This is a genomic window from Polyangiaceae bacterium (assembly GCA_020633205.1).
Lineage (GTDB): Bacteria > Myxococcota_A > Polyangia > Polyangiales > Polyangiaceae > JAHBVY01.
Window position 1 is genome coordinate 423,841 of the sequence record JACKEB010000014.1, and the last position, 19,850, is coordinate 443,690.

Genomic DNA, 19,850 nt, shown 5'->3' on the forward strand with positions numbered 1-19,850 from the left:
TTCTTACCCCACTCCCCGCGGATGTGTCGGGCTACTTGTCCGCGTCGCAGCACCAGTTCATGGTGCCGGAGCCCGTTGCCATGCTCGAACCGTCGCTTGCGGTGACGCAGCCGGTGAGCGTTTTGTGGTTCGTGTTGCAGGTCCAGTAGTACTTGTGAGCCGAGCTCTCGGTGCACTGGATCAGGTCGCCGAGGGCGCTGCGACTGCAGTCGGTGCCGACGAGGCCTCCTCCGCCGCCGGTTCCGCCGCTTGTTCCACCCGTGCCGCTGCCGGCTGCTCCGCCAGTTGCAGCGCCTGCGCTGCCAGCGGTTCCGGTGCCTCCAGTGCCCGCCGTCGCGGTTCCGCCGGTTCCGCCGCTTGTCCCTCCGGTGCCTCCCGCTGTGCCGCCAGCGCCCGCCGTGGTTCCGCCGGTTCCCCCGCTCGTTCCAGCACTGCCACCCGCGCCACCCGCGGTTCCGCCGCTGCCTCCGCTCGTGCCACCGCTGCCTGCGGTTGCGCTGCCACCAGAGCCGCCGCTACCGCTACTCCCCGCGGAACCACCGCTGCCACCATCGTCCCCAGTGACTACCGGGTCATCGTCGCTGCCACAGCCTGCGCCCAGCGCGAGGCTCAAAGCCGCCACTCCCAAGATAAGTTTCCGCATGTCTAACCTCCCTGCGCGCCACTCGCGTGCCGCGTTCGCCGAATGGTTCTTCGTGTCAAACTTGGCGACGGGCGCGTTGCGGACCCTGGAGCAAGCGCGCCCATCGCCTTCAAACAGGCTGACAGCGCGGCACGTACCTGGTGAGGTGTTGACTTTCGACAGTGGTGTCGGCGACTACATGAAGGCGCTTTTCCCTACAGGTTGAAATAGGCGCCAGCGTTCAGCAGCCAGGTGTATTGCCAGCCCGGAGCTTCCGAAGCGACTGCGGCCAGGTCGTGAGTGGCGTCACCGGAGAGTCCAAGCAAGAGGCCGCCGCTACCGATGGGAATCGAGTAGCTGAGGCCAGCGTGACCCCCGGCGAAGCTCGAGGCGCCATGCTCTGTGGGGCGATCGGTGTCGCAGAAGATCAAGCAGCCTTCACGGAGCGTGTAGCGCGCATAGCCCACGATGGGCGCGACACTGAGGTTGAACCGACCGAGCCGAAATCGCGGTCCAACGCCGACCGCGATGCGCTGGTTGTCGCCACCCCCGAAGAGTTCAGTGCTGGCTTGACCCAGCGCAACCGCCTGCAACGCATCGAAGTCCACATTGAGCTCCAGGCCACCGGAGAAGCCGTCGGTGTGCGCACCCCGGGTCATGCCGCCGCCGAGTAGAAGTCGGACGTCTTGGTCCGCCGGAGGCTCTGCACTGGCTTCGTCTTTGGGTGCGCCCGGCTCCGCGAGAGCCGAGCCGCTGAGCAGCATCAGGAGCAGTCCACCGCAACACGCGCTGAGTCGTTTGGTCGTCATGCCGTCGATTCAGCAACTTCGAGGCCAAGCCGGCGCGCAACGGGCGACGCAGTGGTGTTCGCCGCGGCTTTGGCTGAAAAGAGCGCATTCCGCGTAGGGCAGGTGACACGAGGCTCCGGCGGGCCTTGTTGCGGCGCATTCACGGCGCCGTGCCCACGAAGCACGCTCTCCCGCTTGTCGTTCTCACCATCCGGGCGGTGGGACGGTGACTCTCGCGTATCCCGGAGGGAATGAACGTCAGTACAGCGCGCCGCTCATGATCGAATCCCAGACACGGGCCTCGGTGAAGATGCGCACCAGCTCCTCGTCGATGTGGCCGTTTTTGACCTCGAAACCGAGGATATCAAGCGCCTTTTCTACCGGGACTGCTCGCTTGTAGGGCCGGTCACTGGCGGTGAGTGCATCGAAGATGTCGCTGATGCTCATCATCTTCGATTGCAGTGGGATCTCCTCTCCCCGCAAGCGATTGGGATAGCCGGTGCCGTTCAGCCGTTCGTGATGCGATCCGGCTATCAGTGCGACCCGCGCGAAGGTTTTGCCCCACGGAATTTTCGAAAGGAAGCTGTAGGTGTGGGAAACGTGAGAGCGAATTTCGTCGAATTCTTCGGGGGTGAGGGAGCCACGGCGCACGCTGAGGGAGCGCACCTCTTCAGCGCTGAGCAGCGGCACCGCTTCGCCGCTGAGCTCGCGAAACGTCTCACGAGCGAGCTGCTCGATGCGCTCGAAGTCGCCTTCAGCGAGCACAGTGGGTTCGTTGGCATGGAGAATCACCTCCCTCGCCGCCGCTAGTTCCGCGCGGCGATTCGCGAGCACTTGATCGAGGGCGGACAGTTCTTCCTTCGACGCGCCACGCTCGAGCAGCTCTATCTTGCGCTGCAAGAGCTCGGCCTCTGTGCTCTTCAGGACGAAGTCGAAGCGCCTGAGCAAGAGTTCGAGTTCGTGAGGGTACAGCTTTTTGGCTTTGACCAGCACGTGTTCCCTGACGCCGATCTTGCCGAAATCATGTAGCAGGGCGGCGTACTCGATCTCGCGGATGTCTCCGACCTTCCAACCCACTTCCTTGTAGGGGCCGCTGCCGGTTCGCTCGACTGCGTGTGCGAGGCCTACGGTCATCTCGGCGACTCTGCGGGAGTGACCGCTAGTCGTCGGATCTCGAGCTTCAATCGCATCCACGCTGGCTCTCACGAAGCCTTCGAAGATCGAGCGGATCTCCTCGTACAAGATGGCGTTCTCGAGGGCGATCCCAGCTTGCGCGGCGAGGGTTTGCAGTAGCTGCTCGCTGCGTTCGTCAAAGGCAACGACGTGTTGCTCGAAGTCCTCGGGGCTCAGCAGCTTGTGCTCTGGTTGACGCTTCTTGTTGATCAGCTGGAGCACACCAAGCACTTCGCCCTGACTCGTCGCTAGTGGCGTGGAGAGGATGCTGCGCGTGCGGTAGCCCACCTTCTGATCGAAGGAGCGGTCAAAACCGAAGGGTGAATCCGCAGGGAGATCGTAGACATCTTCGATGCTCACGGTCTGCCGCGTCAGCGCGACATAACCCGCCATGCTGCGGGTGTTGATGGGCATCGAGAACTCGCTGGAGTCGAACGCGATGGAGTCGTTCTGGCTCAACTTGAAGCGCAGCGTGCGCCGCTCCAGCTCCGGGGCGTCCCCTTCGACGACGTAGATGGAGCCCGCGTCCGCTCCAGTGACGAAGCGGCTCTTCTCCAGGATCAGCCCGAGCAGCTTCGATAGCTCCCGCTCCGTGGTGAGAGCCCGTGCGATTTCGATCAGCTCACCCAGCTCGTAACGATAGCGAGTCAGCCACTTGCCGCGGCTCTCGCTGCGCTGCTTGGCCTGCATCATCTCGAACGCCTGATGCAGACAGACCTGGAGCTCAGCAGCGCTCGCCGTGATGGGCATGAGCGCCGCGAGCCCGTGATTGAGCGCTTGCTCCAGGGCCTGGTCTCCGAGGGAGGCGAGCGCGGTGCTATCGCCCAGGAGCACAAGGCGCGCGGCAAACTCGCTCAAAGGCCCGATCCAGGGCGACACCAAATCGCGCCCGTTGGTCCATACGGAGTGATGAGCGAAGAGAACGGTCGCGCCGTCGCGCTTGGCACACAAAAGTAGAGGGTGAGGTCGAGTCAACGCCAGCGCGGAGAACCGCCCATCCAGCGACAGCCGCTGGAAGACGCCATCCATTTGCTGCATGGCGCCCTCCGCCCGAGCGCTGAGCTGGCGCAGCTCAGCGTGTTTTCCTACGGAAACGTCGTCTGTCCCCCTCACCCCAAACCCCTGCTACTCGTGCTCTGGTTCCTCACTGCCCTTGGTCGCTGACAGTGAACCACGCCTGCGATCGCTCTTGTGTGTCTTCTCCGCCTCGCGCTTGCGATCGAGAGCCTCGTAGGCAAGGACGATGCGCTGCACCAGTGGGTGGCGCACCACGTCGCCGTCTGAGAAGCGGCAGAACGCGATGCCCTCCACATCGCTGAACAGCTCGGAGGCTTCCCTCAAGCCGCTCTTGGCGCCGGAGGGGAGGTCCGTCTGGGTGATGTCACCGGTGACGACTGCCTTCGACGAGTAGCCGAGGCGTGTGAGGAACATGCGCATCTGCTCGCTGGTGGCGTTCTGCGCTTCGTCCAAGATGATGAACGAGTTGTTCAGCGTGCGACCGCGCATGAAGGCGAGAGGAGCCACCTCGATCTGTCCTCGTTCGCGCAAGGCCTCCACCTTCTCGAACTCCATCATGTCGTGCAGTGCATCATAGAGCGGCCGCAGGTACGGATTGACCTTTTCCGCGAGGTCACCTGGAAGGAAGCCAAGCTTCTCTCCGGCTTCGACGGCGGGACGAGTCAGGATGATGCGCTTCACCCTGCGATTGATCAGCGCGTTCACGCCCATCGCCATGGCGAGGTAGGTCTTGCCCGTGCCAGCAGGCCCAATGCCGAACGTCAGATCGTGTTCGCGGATGCTTGAGACGTAGTGACGTTGTGCCGGCGTCTTGGGCACCACCGGTCTACGCTTTGGCGCGACCTTGATCGTCGCGTCCAAGAGGTCCACCAGTGACCCTTCCGGGTGGTCGTGCAGAGCGCGGAGTGAGCGTGCTACGTCACCTGGGCCCAGCTCGACGCCGTTCTTGACTAGCTCAACCGCTTCCGTGAGGAAGCGATGCGCCGCGAGCACACGACTCTCCGGGCCGGAGATCAAGATGACGTTTCCGCGCAAGCCGACATCCGCGCCGCTGTGTTTGGCGACGTCGCGTAGCAAGGCAGAGCCTGGGCCCGTGAGCCCGTGCAACACCTGAAGGTCGTCGACCTCGAGTCCTTCCGTGACGCTGCGCTCCGGCGCAGCTTGCTCGGCCATGTCCGTCTGTTGGTTTGTCTGCGAATCGGTGATTGAAGTCGTTTCCATGGATGGTTCGGATGAAGCCGGGGCAGGGTGAATCGGAGAGGCAGCAGCGCTCGAGGTGGACTCGTGGGTGGTGCCCTCAGAAGTTTGAGAAGGATCGGTCTCAGAGGCCGGATGTTCGTTCGGTGGAGCTGGTGGCAACTTTTCGAGGCTCTGCTGAGGTTTGAGATCGGCGGGGTATGGCCAGTGCGCGCCAAGAGACCAAGAGGCGCCCCTGGGCTCGACGAGGATATCCTGAGCCGCTAGCGACGCATAATGCCGACGCGGCCCACGTCTGCCCCCGCGCATGATCTGAGCGGTAAATGTCCCCCGCGGAGGCTCGCCAAACTAGGAAAGCTCGCGCATTTGCCCGGTTCCTCTGTGGCGCGACCAAGCAGCCCCGACCCGAGCGCTCACGTGAATCGGGTGCGTCAAGCGAGTCTCATGCCAACCATCGGACTCCACGAGCGGCAGGTATCGGGATCCCTCGCAAACGCACGCCGATCACTCAAGAGATCACGGCTGCGCTCGTCCTCCGACGATTTCCTTTCGACAACGGGGGCCGCCGAGCGGTCCTGCTTCGAAAACGCAGCTGCACGACACCCGTGCCGCGCGGCCGAATAAAAACTGCGTACCTCACGAGGGCGATCGCAACCGAACAGAATCGATGAGTCTGCTTCCTCGAGGTGCGTGGCGGAGCGCAGACCGAGTTTCGCGATCTTTCCGGGAAGAAAGTCACCCGGGGTAAGAGAACTAGGAGCGATGAACCACTAACGCGCTTCCATCAGCACAGCGCTTCGACCAGCACAGCGCTTCCACCAGCACAGCGCTTCCACCAGCACAGCGCTTCCACCAGCGAGCGCTTCGAGCAGCACGGCGCTTCCACCAGAACTGCCCGCTAACGCCCGCTACCCAGCGTCGCGCGCGGTACCGAGTGCCAGCTCCAACGCTATTTGTCGCTAGTCATTTCCTCTATGTGGCTGCGATCTAGCTGCACTCTAGCTGTGTACTCCCGCTCCCGCGCGGAACTAAGTTGGCGCGTTCCGAGCGCACACCTGAGGTGAGCACACACGAGCGGTGTGGACCTGATACAAAAATGTGATCGGCTAACTTGGGTAGCGTTGACAAGCGCCACCATCGAGATGCTAGTCTTAGAGCTGAGAGGGGAATTCGGGGGACAGCCGATCGTCTGACGTTGTGCCTGTAGCTGATGCAAGTCATCTACAGGAGAGGGGCCTCGAGTGAGGGGTTATGAGAGTCCCCTTCCGATTGAAGACGATCCTGCGCAACAAGAGGTGCGCCACCGTTTGGTGGCGCACCTCACCTATTTCGCATCGCTAGATGCGACATGAGCCAGTCGTCGGTACGTCCGGCGAGGGCTTCGAGGGAAACCTCGGGGAAAGAGTGTTGTGGTCCCACGGCCCCCTCTCGTTCTTTTTGTCAGCACCCCGGCCGCTGCGGGTTTCTTGGCCGGTTGAGCGCTGCCTCGCTAGGCGTGGGGCATGGCAGCGTGGAGCAAGTGGATCGGCGTGGGCACCGCAACCGGGATCATCCTGGCGCTGGTTCCTGTCGTCCGCGGCAACATCAAGCTCGAAGACGCGCTCAGCAAGGCGACTAGCTCCAGCGGCAGCAGCAGCCGTGGGGACGCCAAGGGCCCGAACCTCAAAGGTCTCGACTTGCTGCGGCTGCGACTCCAGCCCCGGCGCGTCACGTCGCCGCTACCAGACGGTCGCACGGCTGAACTCACCCTGGATCCAGCGCTGCAGCGTGCGGCGTTGTCAGTGATGAAGAAGTACCGCGTACCCGAGGCGGGGGCCGTGCTGATGGATGTGAAGAGTGGCGAGCTCCTGGTCTACGCGAGCTACGTCAACGAGGGGCCGAAGCTCGACCTCAACGTGCAAGTCGAGGCACCCGTTGCCAGTGTGTTCAAGGTCATCACTGCCTCCGCGCTGGTTGAAAACGCGCACCTGACTGCGAAGACCGAGCAGTGCTACCACGGCGGTCGCAGCCGAATCTCTGCCGACGAGCTGGAGGAGGATCCAGCGCGCGATAAGTGGTGCGCAACCTTGGCGGCAGCCATGGGACGCTCGCTCAACGTGGTGTTCGCGCGTCTCGCGCAAAAGCACCTCACCCCCGAGGAGCTCGAGGCGATGGCTGGCTCCTACGGATTCAACGCACCCATCCCCTTCGACGTCCCGACTCAGAAACCAACCGTTGACATACCCGCCGAACCTCTTGAGTTCGCGCGAACTTCAGCTGGGTTCTGGCACAGCAAGATGTCGCCGCTCCAAGGCGTTTCGATTGCGCAGACCGTCGCGAACGCTGGCGTCGCCGTGCGCCCGCGTATCGTGCGCTCCATCACCAAGGATCGCGAAGTAGAGTGGGAGTGGGACGGCAAGCCCGAGGTGATGCGCCGCACCATCAAGCCGGAGACTGCGAAGGAGTTGACGCGCATGATGTTGCAGACCGTCCACAACGGGTCTGCCTACAAGCAGTTCCACGACAAGCGCGGCCACGCCTTCATCCCCAACATCCACGTTGCGGGCAAGACCGGCACGCTCACCGCCCACAAGGCAAACCGGCACTACACGTGGTTCGTGGGATTCGCTCCCGCGGAAAAGCCCGAGGTCGCTGTTAGCGTGTTGGTCGTAAATACGCCGATTTGGCGCATCAAAGGCCCGATGTTGGCGCGTGAAGTGTTGCGGGCGTACTTCGAGCAGCGCGGAAAAAAGTAGTCCTCCCATCGACTCGCTCTCAAGCCGCGCCGCGCTTGGCCGTTCGTGGTGAATAGCCTCTCCGCCTCAGGCGGGTGCTCGGGGACCTACATTCATGGCCCCCACTGTAGGGCGCTCCGCCGAGGGTGGGAGCAGGGCTGCGAAGGACGCCTACACGGCCTCCGGGACATTGCGAAAACGCAGTGCGAAACAGGCGAACGTTTCGACCCGGATCCGCCTCACGGTCGCGTCGATCTCAGCTCAGCGATCAACATCAAGCGCACGTGAGGATGGAGTGGACTCAGCTGTTGGGGTTGCTAGAGTAGGTACCGTGCAGGTCGTCTTGAGAAAGCTCGGTCGTGGCTCGCGCGCCGTAACTGGCCGCCTGGTACGAGCACCGCGCAAGGGGTCTGTGGTGGTGATCGAGTTCTCCGATGGGATGCACGAGTACGTGACCACTCCCGTCAAGCGAGTGCTCCGGTTGGCTCCCAAGGATGTCTTCTACATCGAGACGGTGAACAGCCGTTATCGCCTGGAAGTACGGGATCCAGAGTCCGCGTTGGAAGACGCCTCGAGCGGCTGATAGCCTCCCTCTTCGACGCACTCAAAGCCGCCTTCAGGCGGCTTTCGTGTTTTGTGGCCTGGGCAGATGCGCCAGCCGTTTCCGTGAGGTACTGGTCAGCGACGAGTGTTGCGGCTTCCGGATTTGCCTGTTTTTTGGGGGGGAGGCGCGCTAGCGGGCAGCCGCGCTGACCGAGGTCGCTCAGTCTGGTTTGCCCGCGCCAAAAGCTCGCGTTTCTCGAGGGCGTTGCAGGCCACGCCGGGAGCATCTGTTCAGTCCCACTGCAAAACCCGACAACCAACCTGCACCAGACACTGGCGGGCTCGCGCATTTTGCGGTAGCAACCCCTCCCCGCGGATCCCCCGCGGGACTAGTCATGGCGCCCTGGCGTCAGTCCTTTCGCGCTTCGAGCGCGCAGCAGTTCGAGAGAATAACGATGGGTAAGTTCGACAGCCGCAAGTCGCAGAAGATGTGTCGCAAGAAGGCGCAGCGTAAGAAGAAGGAGCGCCTGAAGCGCCGCGCGGAGGAGACCCGCGCAGCTCGCAAGGGCTGAGCTTCCGCGAGCTAGTCGAAACGGAGTTCGCCGCCATCGGCTGATGCCCTTGGCGGCTTCGACGCGTCTTGCGCGTCTCGTGCTCCCGACTCCCTTAGCCTGCACTCCGGTTTGTTGGCCCGGGGTGCGCCGTCCTGATACCGGACGAGCGTGAACCTCCAGTCTCTTTGCAGCGTGGGCCTGAAGTCCTTCGCCGGCCTGATGCTCCTGGGCGCGCTCAGCGCGCAGGCAGCCTGCATGCAGCCGCCTTCGCGTACGGCCCGTCTAACCGAAGCAGCACGCGAGATGAACCTCGCGACGCGCTTTGGTCGCATGGACTTGGCAGCGGAGCACGCAGCGACTGGGGCGCGCGATCACTTTCTGAAGCGCCGCTTGCAGTGGGGTAGCGACATCCGCGTGGTTGATGTCGAGCTCAGCGGGCTCAGCCTGAAAGACGACAGCAACGCGGTTGTGCAGGTCGACGTGGCGTGGACTCGCATGGATGAGGGGCAGCTACGCACGACTCGTGTCGGCCAGCAGTGGCAGGATCGGGAAGGCGCGTGGCGCTTGGTGCGCGAGAAGCGCATCGCGGGAGACTTTGGCTTGTTCGGTGAGCCAGTGGAGGACGTCGACACCAAGCCTCACGGGGACGTGCACTTCCCGACCAAGGTGATTCGCTAGCGACGCAGTTCCCTGCGGTAATACTAGGCGACGAGTCTTTGCATCGAAACGACACTGGCCGCCGAAGCATCGCTCCGGCGGCCAGATTCGATTTGTGCGTCAGCCGGGGCTGACCGCTACTTCTTTTCCTTGTCCTTCAGCCAGTGCGGCTTGCCGCGGTAGCGCACGACGGCGTCCTTGAAGGTGCCCCACAGCCCCGAGTTCTTGAAGCTGCCGGCGCCCTTGTAGGCCACGTACACCTTGCCTGAAGCCGTGCCTGCCACCTGGGTCATCGAACCCTTCTCGTCGTAGGGCTTCGCGTCCCACTCCGTGAATTCGATGTAGTACGCGTTGGTTGCGTTCCAGCTGGTGAGGCCATCGCGGTCGGGGTTCTTGATTTGGAAGAAGCCATCCCCGTACTTCATCTCCTTCTTGAGCTTGGCACCCTTCTTTGGTTCCTCGGGGAGATTCACCTTGATGAACTGCGAGCCGGACACGAAGCTCGTCGGGTTTTCGAGCTTCTTTTCGTAGAAGCTGATCTCCCATCCTTGCTTGTAGCCTGGCTCGATCACCACGCTCTGGGCCTCCCAGCGGCGCCCGTTGGCGTCACCATTCAGCGCCTCGTCGGGGATATCTCCCGGGGCGGGAGCCTCAGCCCACTTGTAGGTAACGGGACCGGTTGGCGCCTCTTCGACTTTGGGTGCGGCACTTGGCGCCGCTGCCGACGCGGCAGCGGGGACGGCGGAAGCGCTCCCTCCGGCCGCTGGCGCCTCTTCCTTGGAGCAAGCCGCGAGCGAGATCGCCAGCAGACCAATCGTTACGAACTTTGATTTCATCACTTCTCCTTCAGCTCATGGCCCACTCAGCGAGCCCAAACATCGAACCATCGGTGGACATACACACGGCGAGCTTGCCTACCGTTGGTACCTCAAAGGGACCTTGGAACACCGCACCGCCGAGCTCCTTGATGGTGGCGACGCTCTTCTCGATGTCTGCGGTCGTGAAATAGAGGAACCAGGAGGAAACAGGCATCCCGTCGGGGCGCTTCATCATGCCGCCGTTGTCACCGCCCTCTTCCCCTGTGCCGAACAGGAAGTACTCCATCTCCGTCATCGGTCCCTTGCGCCACTTCCAGCCAACGACCTCGGAGTAGAACGTCTGCGCCTTCGCCGTATCGGTGACCAAGAGTTCGTTCCAACCGACCATGCCTGGTGTGCTCATGGCTGGCACTTCAGGCACATCGCCCTGGGGCTTGAACAACGAGACGGTGCAGTTCTCGGTGTCCATCATCGCTGCCATGCGACCCACGGTGGGGATGTCCATGGCGCCCATCGGGAACTGCGCGCCGAGCTTCTTTGCGCGTTCCATGGCAGCGTCGACGTCGTCCACGGTGACGTGTCCCATCCAATGCGCAGGCGCTGGGACCTCTTGAGGGAGGGCATTCATTCCGCCAAAGGCCTGCTCACCGATGCAGAGCATCTGGTACTCGGGCATGTCCGACGGCGCACCATCGGGTTTCCATGAGACAATGTTCCAGCCAAATAGCTTCGTGTAGAAGTCTTTCGCCTTCTCGACGTCCTTGGTGTTGAGATCGTACCAAACGAACTTTGCAGTCATCTTTCCCTCCTCGGTGCCGCGGCCCTTGCCTGAGGTGTCTGAAGTGTTCGTTCCACCCAACGCAAGAGCCGGTCCTGGCGTATCCCGATCGCGTCGCGAGGGCTAGTCGGTCGGCCACACCAGGAGATTCTGCGGGTGTCAGCGCGCTAGCCCCGTCGCCCCTGACTTCGGCGGCGGACTCGAAACGCAGGCCTCGTCGGCTGGCGGGACTGGAAGCGCTTGCCGTTCTTCGCGCAATTCAATCCGCGCGGAATAGAAAGCTGGTGTCCGTGGCGTTGCGTTTCCACGTGCTTCCACGCTTGAGCTGTCTGAGTGAAACCCTCGTGGGATCGCTACGCGCGGCGGGTCGCATCTGCTACCGTGCGGTTATGCGATGGACCTTGGGGCTGGGATTGGGACTCTTGTGGATTGCTGCGTGTGGTTCCGATGACGGGACGAATGATCGCCAAGGCAACAACGGCGGCTCCAACGGGAGCAGCGGGGCAACCGGCGGAGGCGGCGCCGGCGGAAGCTCAGGGGCCGCAAGTGTTGGCGGAGGGTCGAGCGGTGGAAGCGGTGCCGGGGGAAGCTCCGGGTCGAGCGGCAGTGCAGGCAGCAGCGGCAGTGCAGGCAGCAGCGGCAGTGCAGGCAGCAGCGGCAGTGCAGGCAGCAGCGGCAGCGGTGGTGTGGCTGACGCGGGAACCGACGCGAACGTCGGGGGGGTTGGAGGCGTCGGGGGTGCGGTGGACGGCGGCTGCGAAGTAGTCAGCGTCGGCACGACGAGCAGCTTGTGGACGCACACCTTTGGTACGTCAGTGAATGACCGCGCTGCGGACGTCACGACCAATGTTTCCGATGATGTCTTTATCGTGGGCTACACGTCGGGCGCCCTCGGAACCGCCGATCCACCGGGTGACGATGCGTTCGTCCAGAAGCGCGACTCCTCTGGGAACGTCTTGTGGACCGAGCAGTTTGGTACCTTCGCCTCGGACTACGCCAGCACGGTGCGGATGGACATCCAGTCCAACATCATCGTTGGGGGGACGACATCCGGCGGTCTGGAAGGCGCGAATCAAGGCGCCTTCGACGGGTTCCTACGCAAGTTCAAAGATGGCACTACGGGTCCAGAGTTGGTGTGGACGCATCAGTTCGGCACTGACAAGGACGAGTACGTGCACGCGGTGGCGACGGACATTTTGGACAACGTCGTCATGACGGGGCGCACTCTCGGAGACCTGGCCGGAACCTCCGCTGGTGATGCGGATGTTTACGTGCGGAAATTATTCTCGAACGGCTCAGAGGCCTGGACGGTGCAGTTCGGCACCCCAGGGATCGAGCAGGGCATGGGTGTTGGCACCGACCAGCTTGGTGCTGTGTATGTCGCGGGGTACACCACCGGCGATCTGGGAGGGCCCAACGCTGGCGGCTGGGATGGCTTCTTGCGCAAGCTCGACGCGGTCACCGGAGCGGTGGTCTGGACCCGGCAGTGGGGTGGTACCGGGGATGATGCTGCCTGGTCACTGAGTGTCGACCTCGCGGGCAACGCGTACGTTGGTGGTTGGGTGTCCGATGTCTGTCAGCACTCCGGAGCCGACGGCTTCGTCGCGGCCTACGACAAGGACGGGAACTTGAGGTGGACCCACCAGGTCGGTGGAGCGGCCTTCAACCAGGTGCTGACCGCGGCGATCGGCCCGCAAAGCAGACTCGCGATCGGTGGCACGCGGATCGGGTCTAGCGGCAACCTGGAAGCGTTCGCGCGGTTACTTGATGCGACAGGGAAGCCGCTTTGGTCGATGGACACGTATGCCACTGCAGCTGAGGAATACACGAACGGCGTCTGGCTCGACCTGCAGGGCAACCTCTTGACGGTCGGGCACGACCAAACGAATGGAAACAACGAGGCGTTCGTCACAAAGCTCGCGCCGTAAGCACTGACGGCCGTGGGGGCGCGACCCCAGCGCGCCTTCATCAGCCCACATTCGAGTTAGAAGCGATACCGCGAGGCAAGGCTGCCGAGTAGGAGCGAGTTTAGACAGGAACTTGAGACGAAATGTATCGGAGGGCGCGTTGGCGGCATCCGGTGCCAGTCTTTAGCCACGCGGATATGATGCAAGGGGTCGATTCCGAGTCTCGACGCTGCTCCGCGCGCACGTAACGGTGAGGGCGACGGACACCGTGGCGGGGTTGTCGATGTGGCGAAGTGACCATCTTTCACCCGGTTCGCCTCGGCACATGTCGTGCTAGTTCTTATGGTCTCCGATGCGCGTCGCCATCGGTGACTTGCGCATGAACGAAAACAGATGGGGGTGGAGAGTGCGGAATGATCTCAGAAGATTGCCAAACCGACCTTGCCCTGATGTGTTCGGCGCTTCACCGCCTGTTCGGTGATCACCCGAGCGATGTGATCTGCTTCACCGAGGGAGGCGTCTCGCTACAGCTCAGCCTGATCCGTGTTGGCGTTGTTGAGGTGACCTTCGATGTGGGACCAACGCTTCAGCGTGCGATGGTCGACTTTGCTGGGTCGTCGATGTGGCTAGACAGCGACCCCACCGGCAGCTTGCTGCGAACAGACTTGTCCGTGAGCGTCGGCGCCGCGAGCGGTGCCGCGCTCTGCGAGCTCGTCCACCACCACGTGCGTCGCCTTGCGCCGGTCGCAGCTTCGCTCGCGGCGAAGCGAGCGTTGCGTGGTGCTTCTGGGACGCGGCCCAAGGTGTCGGCTACAGCCGCCGAACCCGACGTGACGCTACGCGCCCGTGGCTCAGGAGCGAAGATCTCGTGAGGCGAATCAACATAGCGTCGCCGCCTCAGTAGTTTGCAGTGAACCATGGAGACAGGACTAGAACGGGCTCTGGGCGACGAAATAGAACTGCCCGCCTTCAATCTTGTTCTCGTCGTCGAGACCGTTCGCGTAGCCCAGCTTGAGGTTGGCGCGCACGTAGTAGCCGAGGACCAGATCGATCCACAGCTCTCCACCGACGCCGAGGTGCATCTCATCGAAGGGTTCGTCGACGTTGATGGTGTCGAATGCACCACCATAATCAGCGAAGAGCGCGCCGCTCAGGGTGCGCAGGAAGCCCGGCAGCGTGCTGATGCCGAACTCTGGGTAGGCGATGGGGAAACGATACTCCGCCTTCAACAGGTGAAACTGGCGACCTCTGAATGCGCCTGGTTCGTATCCGCGGAGCAAGAACGTCGATTGCAAGATGCCGCTCGTGTAGGCGTCAAGTGGCCCGGTGTCGGTGTACCCGCCGGTTGAGAACAGGCCGCGTCGCGGGTAGGTACCGTCGGAGGTGCCACCGCTGGCTGACACTGCCAACACGTGATGCGGCAGCACCGGGACCGGGACGTAGCCCACGCCACGCCAGGTGACCGCGGTTAGTGTGCTCTCGCTGCCTGTCTCTGGTGAGCCGACGTCAAGCGCAGCTGACAGCCCCCAACCTCGCTCGGTGCTGATCGCGTTCGCAGTGCTGTCCGCGTTCGAGTACGAGAAGCCGAGGCGCACGAGGCCAAGGAAGCCGCTGTACGGCTTGCGATTCACGGGACCAAACGGGTCGCCTTCGAAGTCGGCTCGTAGGTCCTGTTCGAAGGTCGCCGCGGTGTAGTTCAACGAGATGCTCTGTGCCTGATAGACGTCGTTCAGCGAGTAGGTCAGGCCTGAGGTGAGGCCGGTGATGTGTTCGGTGACGGTGATGTCCTCACCCCCGTACCGAAATCCTCCCCGGGGCACTGCGCGACGATACGCTGAGACGCTCAAAGTCGGCTCCAGGCCGCGATAGGCGTAGGCTGCAGATACGGAAGGCTCACCCTGTTCGGTGTCCACCGTGATGAACAGGTTGAAGGCATGCAGCCCTACCGCGTCGCTTCCCGAGGTGCTGACGGTGAGCGATTGGCCGAAGCTGCCCGGGCCGTACTCTGCCAGGTAAGATCGAGGGCCGATCGAGTCGAGTGGCTGGTAGTTCGTGACTGGGTAGCGACTACGCAGCGGCTCAGGCGGCGGATCCGGTCGGCCGTCTACGTAGGCAGGTGCCTCGAGGAAACGCGATTCGTCGAGTCGCATCACGAAGAGGTCGAACCCTTCATGGGTGTAGCCGACGTAATACAGTGATTTCCCGTCGGCCGATGGCTGCGGCATGTAGGCGCCCATCACCACGTTGGTGACCATCCTCAGGCGCTTGCTCGCGACTTCGTAGGCGTAAACGTTCGCCACCCCGGTGCGGTCGGAGACGAAGAACAGCCGCTTTCCATCGGCGGACCACACCGGCTGCTGATCTTGCGCGCGATCGCGCATCAGCCGCGTCACCCGCCGCGTGTCGAGGTCGACGATGGCGATGTCACGGTAGCCGCCCTTGGTCCAGACGCTGTACGCCACGCGTTTGCCGTCGGGAGAAAAGCGCGGGGTGAAGGCTTGCTCGTACTTGCGGTTTCTCACCAGGGCGCGCTGGTTTTCGAGCTTTGAGTCTTGTTCCGTGGGGAAGCCGGCTTTGACGTCCGCGATGCGCAGCGTGGTGGTGCCCTTGTGGTTCGTCACGTAGACGACGCGGCGGCCATCGGGGCTGACATCGGGGCCCCGGGCGCGCCGCCCGACTGTCCAGCGTTGCCGCGAGGGTGAGAGGCCGCGTGGGCTCGTGGTGCCCGCGGGCTGCGCGAATAGGTCGTTGTAGATGTAGTCTCGCCGGGAGCGCCCCGCGTCGTCGAACACCATCGCGCAGTCGCCGTCGAAGCTGATGCCGTTCGGAGAGCCGGAGCGCGCGACCAGCTTTGGTTCACCGACGGGCTTGTTCTTCGCGTCGAGGCGCAGCCGATAGATGCCCCCGGGTTGGTCGCCGTCGTCTGCGAAGTATATCAGCTCCGTGCCTTGGGCATCAGATGCCTCGCGGAAACATCTGGGGGCCTCGCGCGGGTAGGTCACCGTGCGACCGTGGTGGGTCAGCCGAACGCCCTCCCGGCGGCCCCGGCGCTTCACCTCGGCAACGACCGCCTGATACTCGCGCTCCAGATGGCTGTGCCAGCCCTTGTAGAGCTCGACGTAGGTCTTGCCGGTGGCTTTCTTGATTGAACGATTGATTCCCCAGGGAATAATGTTTGCGCCGTAGTCGGCGGACACGGTGGCATAGGTCTCGGTGCCGTAGGTGTCGAGAATCCAGCCGATGAAGTAGCCACCGTACAGGTACCAGAGGTTGCCTCCAGGCCAGCGCCTGGGGATGCTGCTGATTTGATCGATGCGGGCGAAGTTGTCCTCCAGCACGTCGGCGCGCAGCATCATGTTGAAGAGGCTCGACCGCCGCCGCCCTGCGCCGGTGTGCTGGCTCTCGAGCGCGACTGCCAAGCCTTCGAGGATCCAGCGGGGCTGAACCTGGTTGGGCGTGTAGGTCTTGCCGAAGATCCCGTTCAGCAGCTCGGGAACGCCCGAGCGGTTGTCGATATGCAGGATGTGCGTGTGCTCATGGGTGAGCAGCATGAGCATCCAATCGTCGTAGTCGCCGAGCACGCTCATATCGTCCGGCGCGGAAACGAACAGACGGATCGTGTTGTACGGCCGCACCGACGCGGAGCCGTTGGAGGCGTCCGTGTCGTCGGTCAGCACGATGTGCGTGACCTCTTTTGGCTGCCAACCGAGCTGCGGGCTGAGGCGGCTGTGAATCGACTCACCCAGGCTGGCGGTGCGCTGAGCGACTTCGTCGAGCCCAACGGGATAGTGCACGCGAAAGTGCGGTGTCTCGATGGTGCGCCAGCGCAGGTACGGATCCCCTGCACGCGCCGGCAGCGCGACGCACAACGCCAGGACGGCGCAGGCAAGAGACAAAAGGACCCGCATTAGCCCCGTGGCCTAACCCAACCCCTGATGCAACGCGAGTCGCGTCTGCTGTTAGAAGTCGTCGTGGAACAACGGCTCACGGTTGCGGACGTAGCGATACACGAGCTGCCGGCCCTCTGGAGTGATCTCGGTGAAGGCCGCGCCAAACCCGGGCGGTGCGTCGGCGCCTGAGTTGGGCGCCTCACGAGTCCAGCGCACGATGGCCTTGGCTTCGAACTCGTAACCACCGGGCATGGATACCTTGAGCATCAGCGGCTGACCCATGTCCGGGATTTGATAGGTGGCGATGAAGATCCCGCCGTCGTCGATCACGTCGTTGCCGCTCAGACCCTTGTAGAAGTTGGTCTGACTGTTTGCGCCAAGCGCTGCTTCCAGGCGCAGCACGTCACCGAAGGCCGGTGGACCCGCAGCGGGCGGACGAGCCTGAGGCGCTGGCTGCGCGGGAGGTGCCGCTTGCTGGGGTTGCGCGTAGGCAGCAGGCGCGGCTTGTGGCTGTTGCTGCTGCGGCGGCTGCTGATACTGCGGCGCTTGCTGGGGCGGCTGCTGGTACTGCGGCGCTTGCTGTGGCGGCTGCTGGTACTGCGGCGCTTGCTGCGGTGGCTGCTGATACTGCGGCGCTTGCTGCGGTGGCTGTTGATACTGCGGCGCCTGCTGTTGAGGTGGCTGCTGATACTGCGGCGCCTGCTGTTGCGGTGGCTGCTGATACTGCGGCGCGGGCTGCTGGTACTGCGGCTGCGCCTGTGGTGCTGGCTGCGCGTAGGCCTGCTGTTGTGGCGCGGCCTGAGGCTGCGCATAGGCCTGAGGCGCAGCTTGAGGCGTTGGGCGTGGGATCCCCGGGGGAGCACCATCTATCGGGGGCAGCTCGAGTGTGCTGCCAGTGGCTTGCGTGTTGGAACCGATCGGCACGGTGCTGCCGACTCCTTGAGACGGCTGCGTGCTTGGCCCATCGATCGCTACGGTGCTGCCAAGGCCTTGGGGAGCCGGAGCCGCCGCAGCGGGAGCCGCCTGGAATGCAGCCTGTGGTGGCGCTTGGTTCAACGAGTGGACGAGACCCAGGGAACTCGCAACCGCTTCCATCGCCTGGGTGACTGCGGGGTGCACGCCATCAGCGCCTTGCAGCTGAGCGAGCGCACCGCGCACGGCCTCCAGCGCAACGGGCGCATGTTGGGGAGCGGCGGCGCCGCCCGAAGCTTCGATCTGATGCAGCGCGCTCATCGCTTTCGCGATGGGTTCGGCTACGTTCATCAAGTGGGGCGGAACACCAGGTGCCTGAAGTGCGGCCAAGCCCTGCGCCAGATTCTCCCGGGCGCTGCGTGCTCCACTAACGGGGTCGCTCATTCGTTCCCTCCAAGGATTCGGCTCGAGTCTATCACCTGACTTCGAGCGCTTACGAGTTCAGCGAGCTGACCTCGGTCGACTTCAGTCCCGGATTCGTCGCGGGCACGCTCGAGCACGATGCCACCATCCCCTGTGCGGATGCGCACCGCCGCGTCACTGAGCTGGGCTTCACCAGGCAGCAGCGCGCAGGACACGGTGGAATCGGCGCTCGCGACCAGCAGATCGAAACGCACGCCATTCAGCTCCAACGCGACTCCAGGCTCAGGGCTGAGCGCGCGGATGCGCCTGAGAACGCGCTCCGTCGTCTCTCTCCACGGGCACTTCAGTAAGTCGTCAGTTGGGGCTGGGGCCCACGTTGCCTGTGTTTCGTCTTGCACCGTGCGCGGCAGTGGGTCGCCGTTTGACAGGGTGTTGGCGGCTCGCCGCAACAACTTCAAGCTCGGTCTGTCCAGCGCCTTGGCGAGTCGCCATGCGTTGCCTGTTCGCAGCACCTCCCCCCCAAGATCCTCGCGCCAAACGACATCGCCGGTGTCGTATTCGGCTGCGAGGTGATGCAGCGTGACGCCGGTTCGAGCGTCGCCGCAATCAATGGCCCAAAAGAACGGGTCGGGGCCACGGTGGCGCGGCAACAGCGACGGATGCACGCCGAACGCACCCAGCGGGCAGGCTTCGAGCCACGACTTCGGTAAGCGGCGTGTCCAGAACCAGCTCAGCAGCACGTCCGCACCGGGCAGCGCCTCTTCGATCCGGGGCGCCAGCTGCTCGCGCTGAGTCTCCAGTGCGTCGATCACCTGCGCACCGAAGAGCTGCTTGATCCGCCGTCTTCCAGGAGCTGGCAACGGGCTCAGAACCAGCGGCGCGAGCTCATGCCCATCCTGGTGGAGCAACCAAGCGGCGAGCGGCAAGCCGAAGAAGGCGATGCGCATGGTCCTGTTTAGCTCGCAATCACGCTGACGAATCCCACAATCGCCCGTGGCAGCAGGTCACGGTCCGGCCAGCTAAAGAGAGCCCAAAAGTTGTTAGGGCTTCGCCGAGCTTGGTACCCCGAGCACTATGGATTCTGGGTCTGCCTTCGGACAGATGCTTCGCGCGGGCAATCGTTTCGACCCCGAAGCGGCGAATCGACCGATTCTAAGCTTCGAAAACGTACACAAAGCCTATCGCTCGGACGCTCCAGTGCTCCGCGGCATGAACCTCGCCATCGAGCGCGGTGAGTTCGTCTTCTTCACCGGGCCCTCGGGTGCCGGCAAGAGCACGCTGCTCCGGCTGCTGTACGCGGCGGAGACAGTGGACTCCGGCCGCATCCTGTTCATGGGGCGCGAAGTCGGTAGGCTGCGACCCGAGTCGATTCCGTTCCTACGTCGAAACATCGGCGTGGTCTTCCAAGACTTCAAGTTGGTCAACAACTGGAGTGTCTCCGAGAACGTCGCCATGCCCCTCGAGGTGCTCGGCCTTCCGGAGCGCCTCATTCGCACACGTATCGGCGAAGCGCTCGAGCGAGTGGGTTTGGGGGGGAGAGGGAGCGACCTCGCGGCGACCTTGAGCGGCGGAGAGCAGCAGCGCGTTGCCGTGGCGCGCGCGATCGTCGGTGAGCCGGCGCTGGTCCTGGCGGATGAACCGACCGGCAACCTGGACCCGCAGCTGGCGGTGGACATCCTGGGTCTGTTCGAGGACATCCACTCGACTGGCGTGACGGTGCTGTTTGCCACCCACGACCGCTCGTTGCTCGACATTCGTCCCCGGCGCGTCGTGGTGCTGCAGGACGGCAAAGCCATCGACGCTCCGAACGGGCTCGAAGGCGATTTGGACGACGACTTTCAGCTATCCGTGGCCTGA

General features: G+C 63.5%; 15 protein-coding genes. 6 read left to right on the forward strand and 9 right to left on the reverse strand.

Annotated features, from left to right (window positions below):
- Nucleotides 1-31: 31 nt before the first annotated feature.
- From H6718_21910 to H6718_21925, 4 genes are all read right to left on the reverse strand, one after another.
- On the reverse strand, nt 32-643 hold the full coding sequence (locus H6718_21910) for a hypothetical protein (protein ID MCB9588078.1): 612 nt from the start codon (nt 641-643) through the stop codon (nt 32-34).
- Between the two features lie 194 nt (nt 644-837).
- A complete protein-coding gene (locus H6718_21915) occupies nt 838-1,431 on the reverse strand; it encodes a hypothetical protein (protein MCB9588079.1) in 594 nt (197 codons plus the stop codon).
- Between the two features lie 237 nt (nt 1,432-1,668).
- Nucleotides 1,669-3,621, reverse strand: a complete 1,953-nt coding sequence (locus H6718_21920; GenBank protein MCB9588080.1) for a GAF domain-containing protein — start codon at nt 3,619-3,621, stop codon at nt 1,669-1,671.
- A gap of 87 nt (nt 3,622-3,708) precedes the next feature.
- Nucleotides 3,709-4,773 (reverse strand): PhoH family protein, encoded by a 1,065-nt coding sequence (locus H6718_21925; GenBank protein ID MCB9588081.1) that lies wholly within the window; start codon nt 4,771-4,773, stop codon nt 3,709-3,711.
- Nucleotides 4,774-6,299: 1,526 nt separating this feature from the next.
- On the opposite strand from H6718_21925, the gene H6718_21930 reads away from it, so the two are divergent.
- The 3 genes from H6718_21930 to H6718_21940 all read left to right on the forward strand — a co-directional run bounded on the left by H6718_21930 (nt 6,300) and on the right by H6718_21940 (nt 9,286).
- A complete protein-coding gene (locus H6718_21930; protein ID MCB9588082.1) occupies nt 6,300-7,532 on the forward strand; it encodes a penicillin-binding protein in 1,233 nt (410 codons plus the stop codon).
- A 310-nt stretch (nt 7,533-7,842) separates the two neighbouring features.
- The gene (locus H6718_21935; protein MCB9588083.1) at nt 7,843-8,094 is read left to right on the forward strand and encodes a hypothetical protein; all 252 of its coding nucleotides are present in this window, start codon (nt 7,843-7,845) and stop codon (nt 8,092-8,094) included.
- Nucleotides 8,095-8,776: 682 nt separating this feature from the next.
- Nucleotides 8,777-9,286 carry a hypothetical protein gene (locus H6718_21940; protein ID MCB9588084.1) on the forward strand — a complete coding sequence of 170 codons (510 nt, stop codon included), beginning with the start codon at nt 8,777-8,779 and terminating at the stop codon, nt 9,284-9,286.
- Nucleotides 9,287-9,402: 116 nt separating this feature from the next.
- Here the strand turns inward: H6718_21940 and H6718_21945 are convergent, their stop codons facing one another.
- Both H6718_21945 and H6718_21950 read right to left on the reverse strand, forming a co-directional pair.
- Entirely contained in the window at nt 9,403-10,101 is a 699-nt protein-coding gene (locus H6718_21945; GenBank protein ID MCB9588085.1) for a hypothetical protein, read from the reverse strand.
- Nucleotides 10,102-10,111: 10 nt separating this feature from the next.
- A complete protein-coding gene (locus H6718_21950) occupies nt 10,112-10,882 on the reverse strand; it encodes a VOC family protein (protein MCB9588086.1) in 771 nt (256 codons plus the stop codon).
- A gap of 368 nt (nt 10,883-11,250) precedes the next feature.
- Here H6718_21950 and H6718_21955 point away from each other — a divergent pair, with 368 nt between their 5' ends.
- Nucleotides 11,251-12,789 carry an SBBP repeat-containing protein gene (locus H6718_21955; protein MCB9588087.1) on the forward strand — a complete coding sequence of 513 codons (1,539 nt, stop codon included), beginning with the start codon at nt 11,251-11,253 and terminating at the stop codon, nt 12,787-12,789.
- Nucleotides 12,790-13,181: 392 nt separating this feature from the next.
- Nucleotides 13,182-13,640 (forward strand): hypothetical protein, encoded by a 459-nt coding sequence (locus tag H6718_21960; GenBank protein MCB9588088.1) that lies wholly within the window; start codon nt 13,182-13,184, stop codon nt 13,638-13,640.
- A gap of 57 nt (nt 13,641-13,697) precedes the next feature.
- Here H6718_21960 and H6718_21965 read toward each other — a convergent pair whose 3' ends face one another.
- From H6718_21965 to H6718_21975, 3 genes are read right to left on the reverse strand one after another with little or no spacing between them, the layout of a single operon-like run.
- Nucleotides 13,698-16,676: a PD40 domain-containing protein gene (locus H6718_21965; GenBank protein ID MCB9588089.1), complete on the reverse strand. Its 2,979-nt coding sequence runs from the start codon at nt 16,674-16,676 to the stop codon at nt 13,698-13,700.
- Between the two features lie 51 nt (nt 16,677-16,727).
- Nucleotides 16,728-18,014, reverse strand: a complete 1,287-nt coding sequence (locus tag H6718_21970; GenBank protein MCB9588090.1) for a PilZ domain-containing protein — start codon at nt 18,012-18,014, stop codon at nt 16,728-16,730.
- Nucleotides 18,011-18,940, reverse strand: coding sequence for a hypothetical protein (locus tag H6718_21975; GenBank protein MCB9588091.1), 930 nt, complete (start codon nt 18,938-18,940; stop codon nt 18,011-18,013). Before H6718_21975 ends, H6718_21970 begins: the two co-directional genes overlap by 4 nt.
- Nucleotides 18,941-19,094: 154 nt before the next feature.
- On the opposite strand from H6718_21975, the gene ftsE reads away from it, so the two are divergent.
- Nucleotides 19,095-19,850 carry a cell division ATP-binding protein FtsE gene (ftsE, locus tag H6718_21980; protein ID MCB9588092.1) on the forward strand — a complete coding sequence of 252 codons (756 nt, stop codon included), beginning with the start codon at nt 19,095-19,097 and terminating at the stop codon, nt 19,848-19,850.

Bases quoted from the DNA above. Each gene is read 5' to 3' on its own strand.
- H6718_21910 (MCB9588078.1), bottom strand. From the start codon at position 643: ATGCGGAAACTTATCTTGGGAGTGGCGGCTTTGAGCCTCGCGCTGGGC.
- H6718_21915 (MCB9588079.1), bottom strand. From the start codon at position 1,431: ATGACGACCAAACGACTCAGCGCGTGTTGCGGTGGACTGCTCCTGATG.
- H6718_21920 (MCB9588080.1), bottom strand. From the start codon at position 3,621: ATGCAGCAAATGGATGGCGTCTTCCAGCGGCTGTCGCTGGATGGGCGG.
- H6718_21925 (MCB9588081.1), bottom strand. From the start codon at position 4,773: ATGGCCGAGCAAGCTGCGCCGGAGCGCAGCGTCACGGAAGGACTCGAG.
- H6718_21930 (MCB9588082.1), top strand. From the start codon at position 6,300: ATGGCAGCGTGGAGCAAGTGGATCGGCGTGGGCACCGCAACCGGGATC.
- H6718_21945 (MCB9588085.1), bottom strand. From the start codon at position 10,101: ATGAAATCAAAGTTCGTAACGATTGGTCTGCTGGCGATCTCGCTCGCG.
- H6718_21950 (MCB9588086.1), bottom strand. From the start codon at position 10,882: ATGACTGCAAAGTTCGTTTGGTACGATCTCAACACCAAGGACGTCGAG.
- H6718_21955 (MCB9588087.1), top strand. From the start codon at position 11,251: ATGCGATGGACCTTGGGGCTGGGATTGGGACTCTTGTGGATTGCTGCG.
- H6718_21960 (MCB9588088.1), top strand. From the start codon at position 13,182: ATGATCTCAGAAGATTGCCAAACCGACCTTGCCCTGATGTGTTCGGCG.
- H6718_21965 (MCB9588089.1), bottom strand. From the start codon at position 16,676: ATGCGGGTCCTTTTGTCTCTTGCCTGCGCCGTCCTGGCGTTGTGCGTC.
- H6718_21970 (MCB9588090.1), bottom strand. From the start codon at position 18,014: ATGAGCGACCCCGTTAGTGGAGCACGCAGCGCCCGGGAGAATCTGGCG.
- H6718_21975 (MCB9588091.1), bottom strand. From the start codon at position 18,940: ATGCGCATCGCCTTCTTCGGCTTGCCGCTCGCCGCTTGGTTGCTCCAC.
- ftsE (MCB9588092.1), top strand. From the start codon at position 19,095: ATGCTTCGCGCGGGCAATCGTTTCGACCCCGAAGCGGCGAATCGACCG.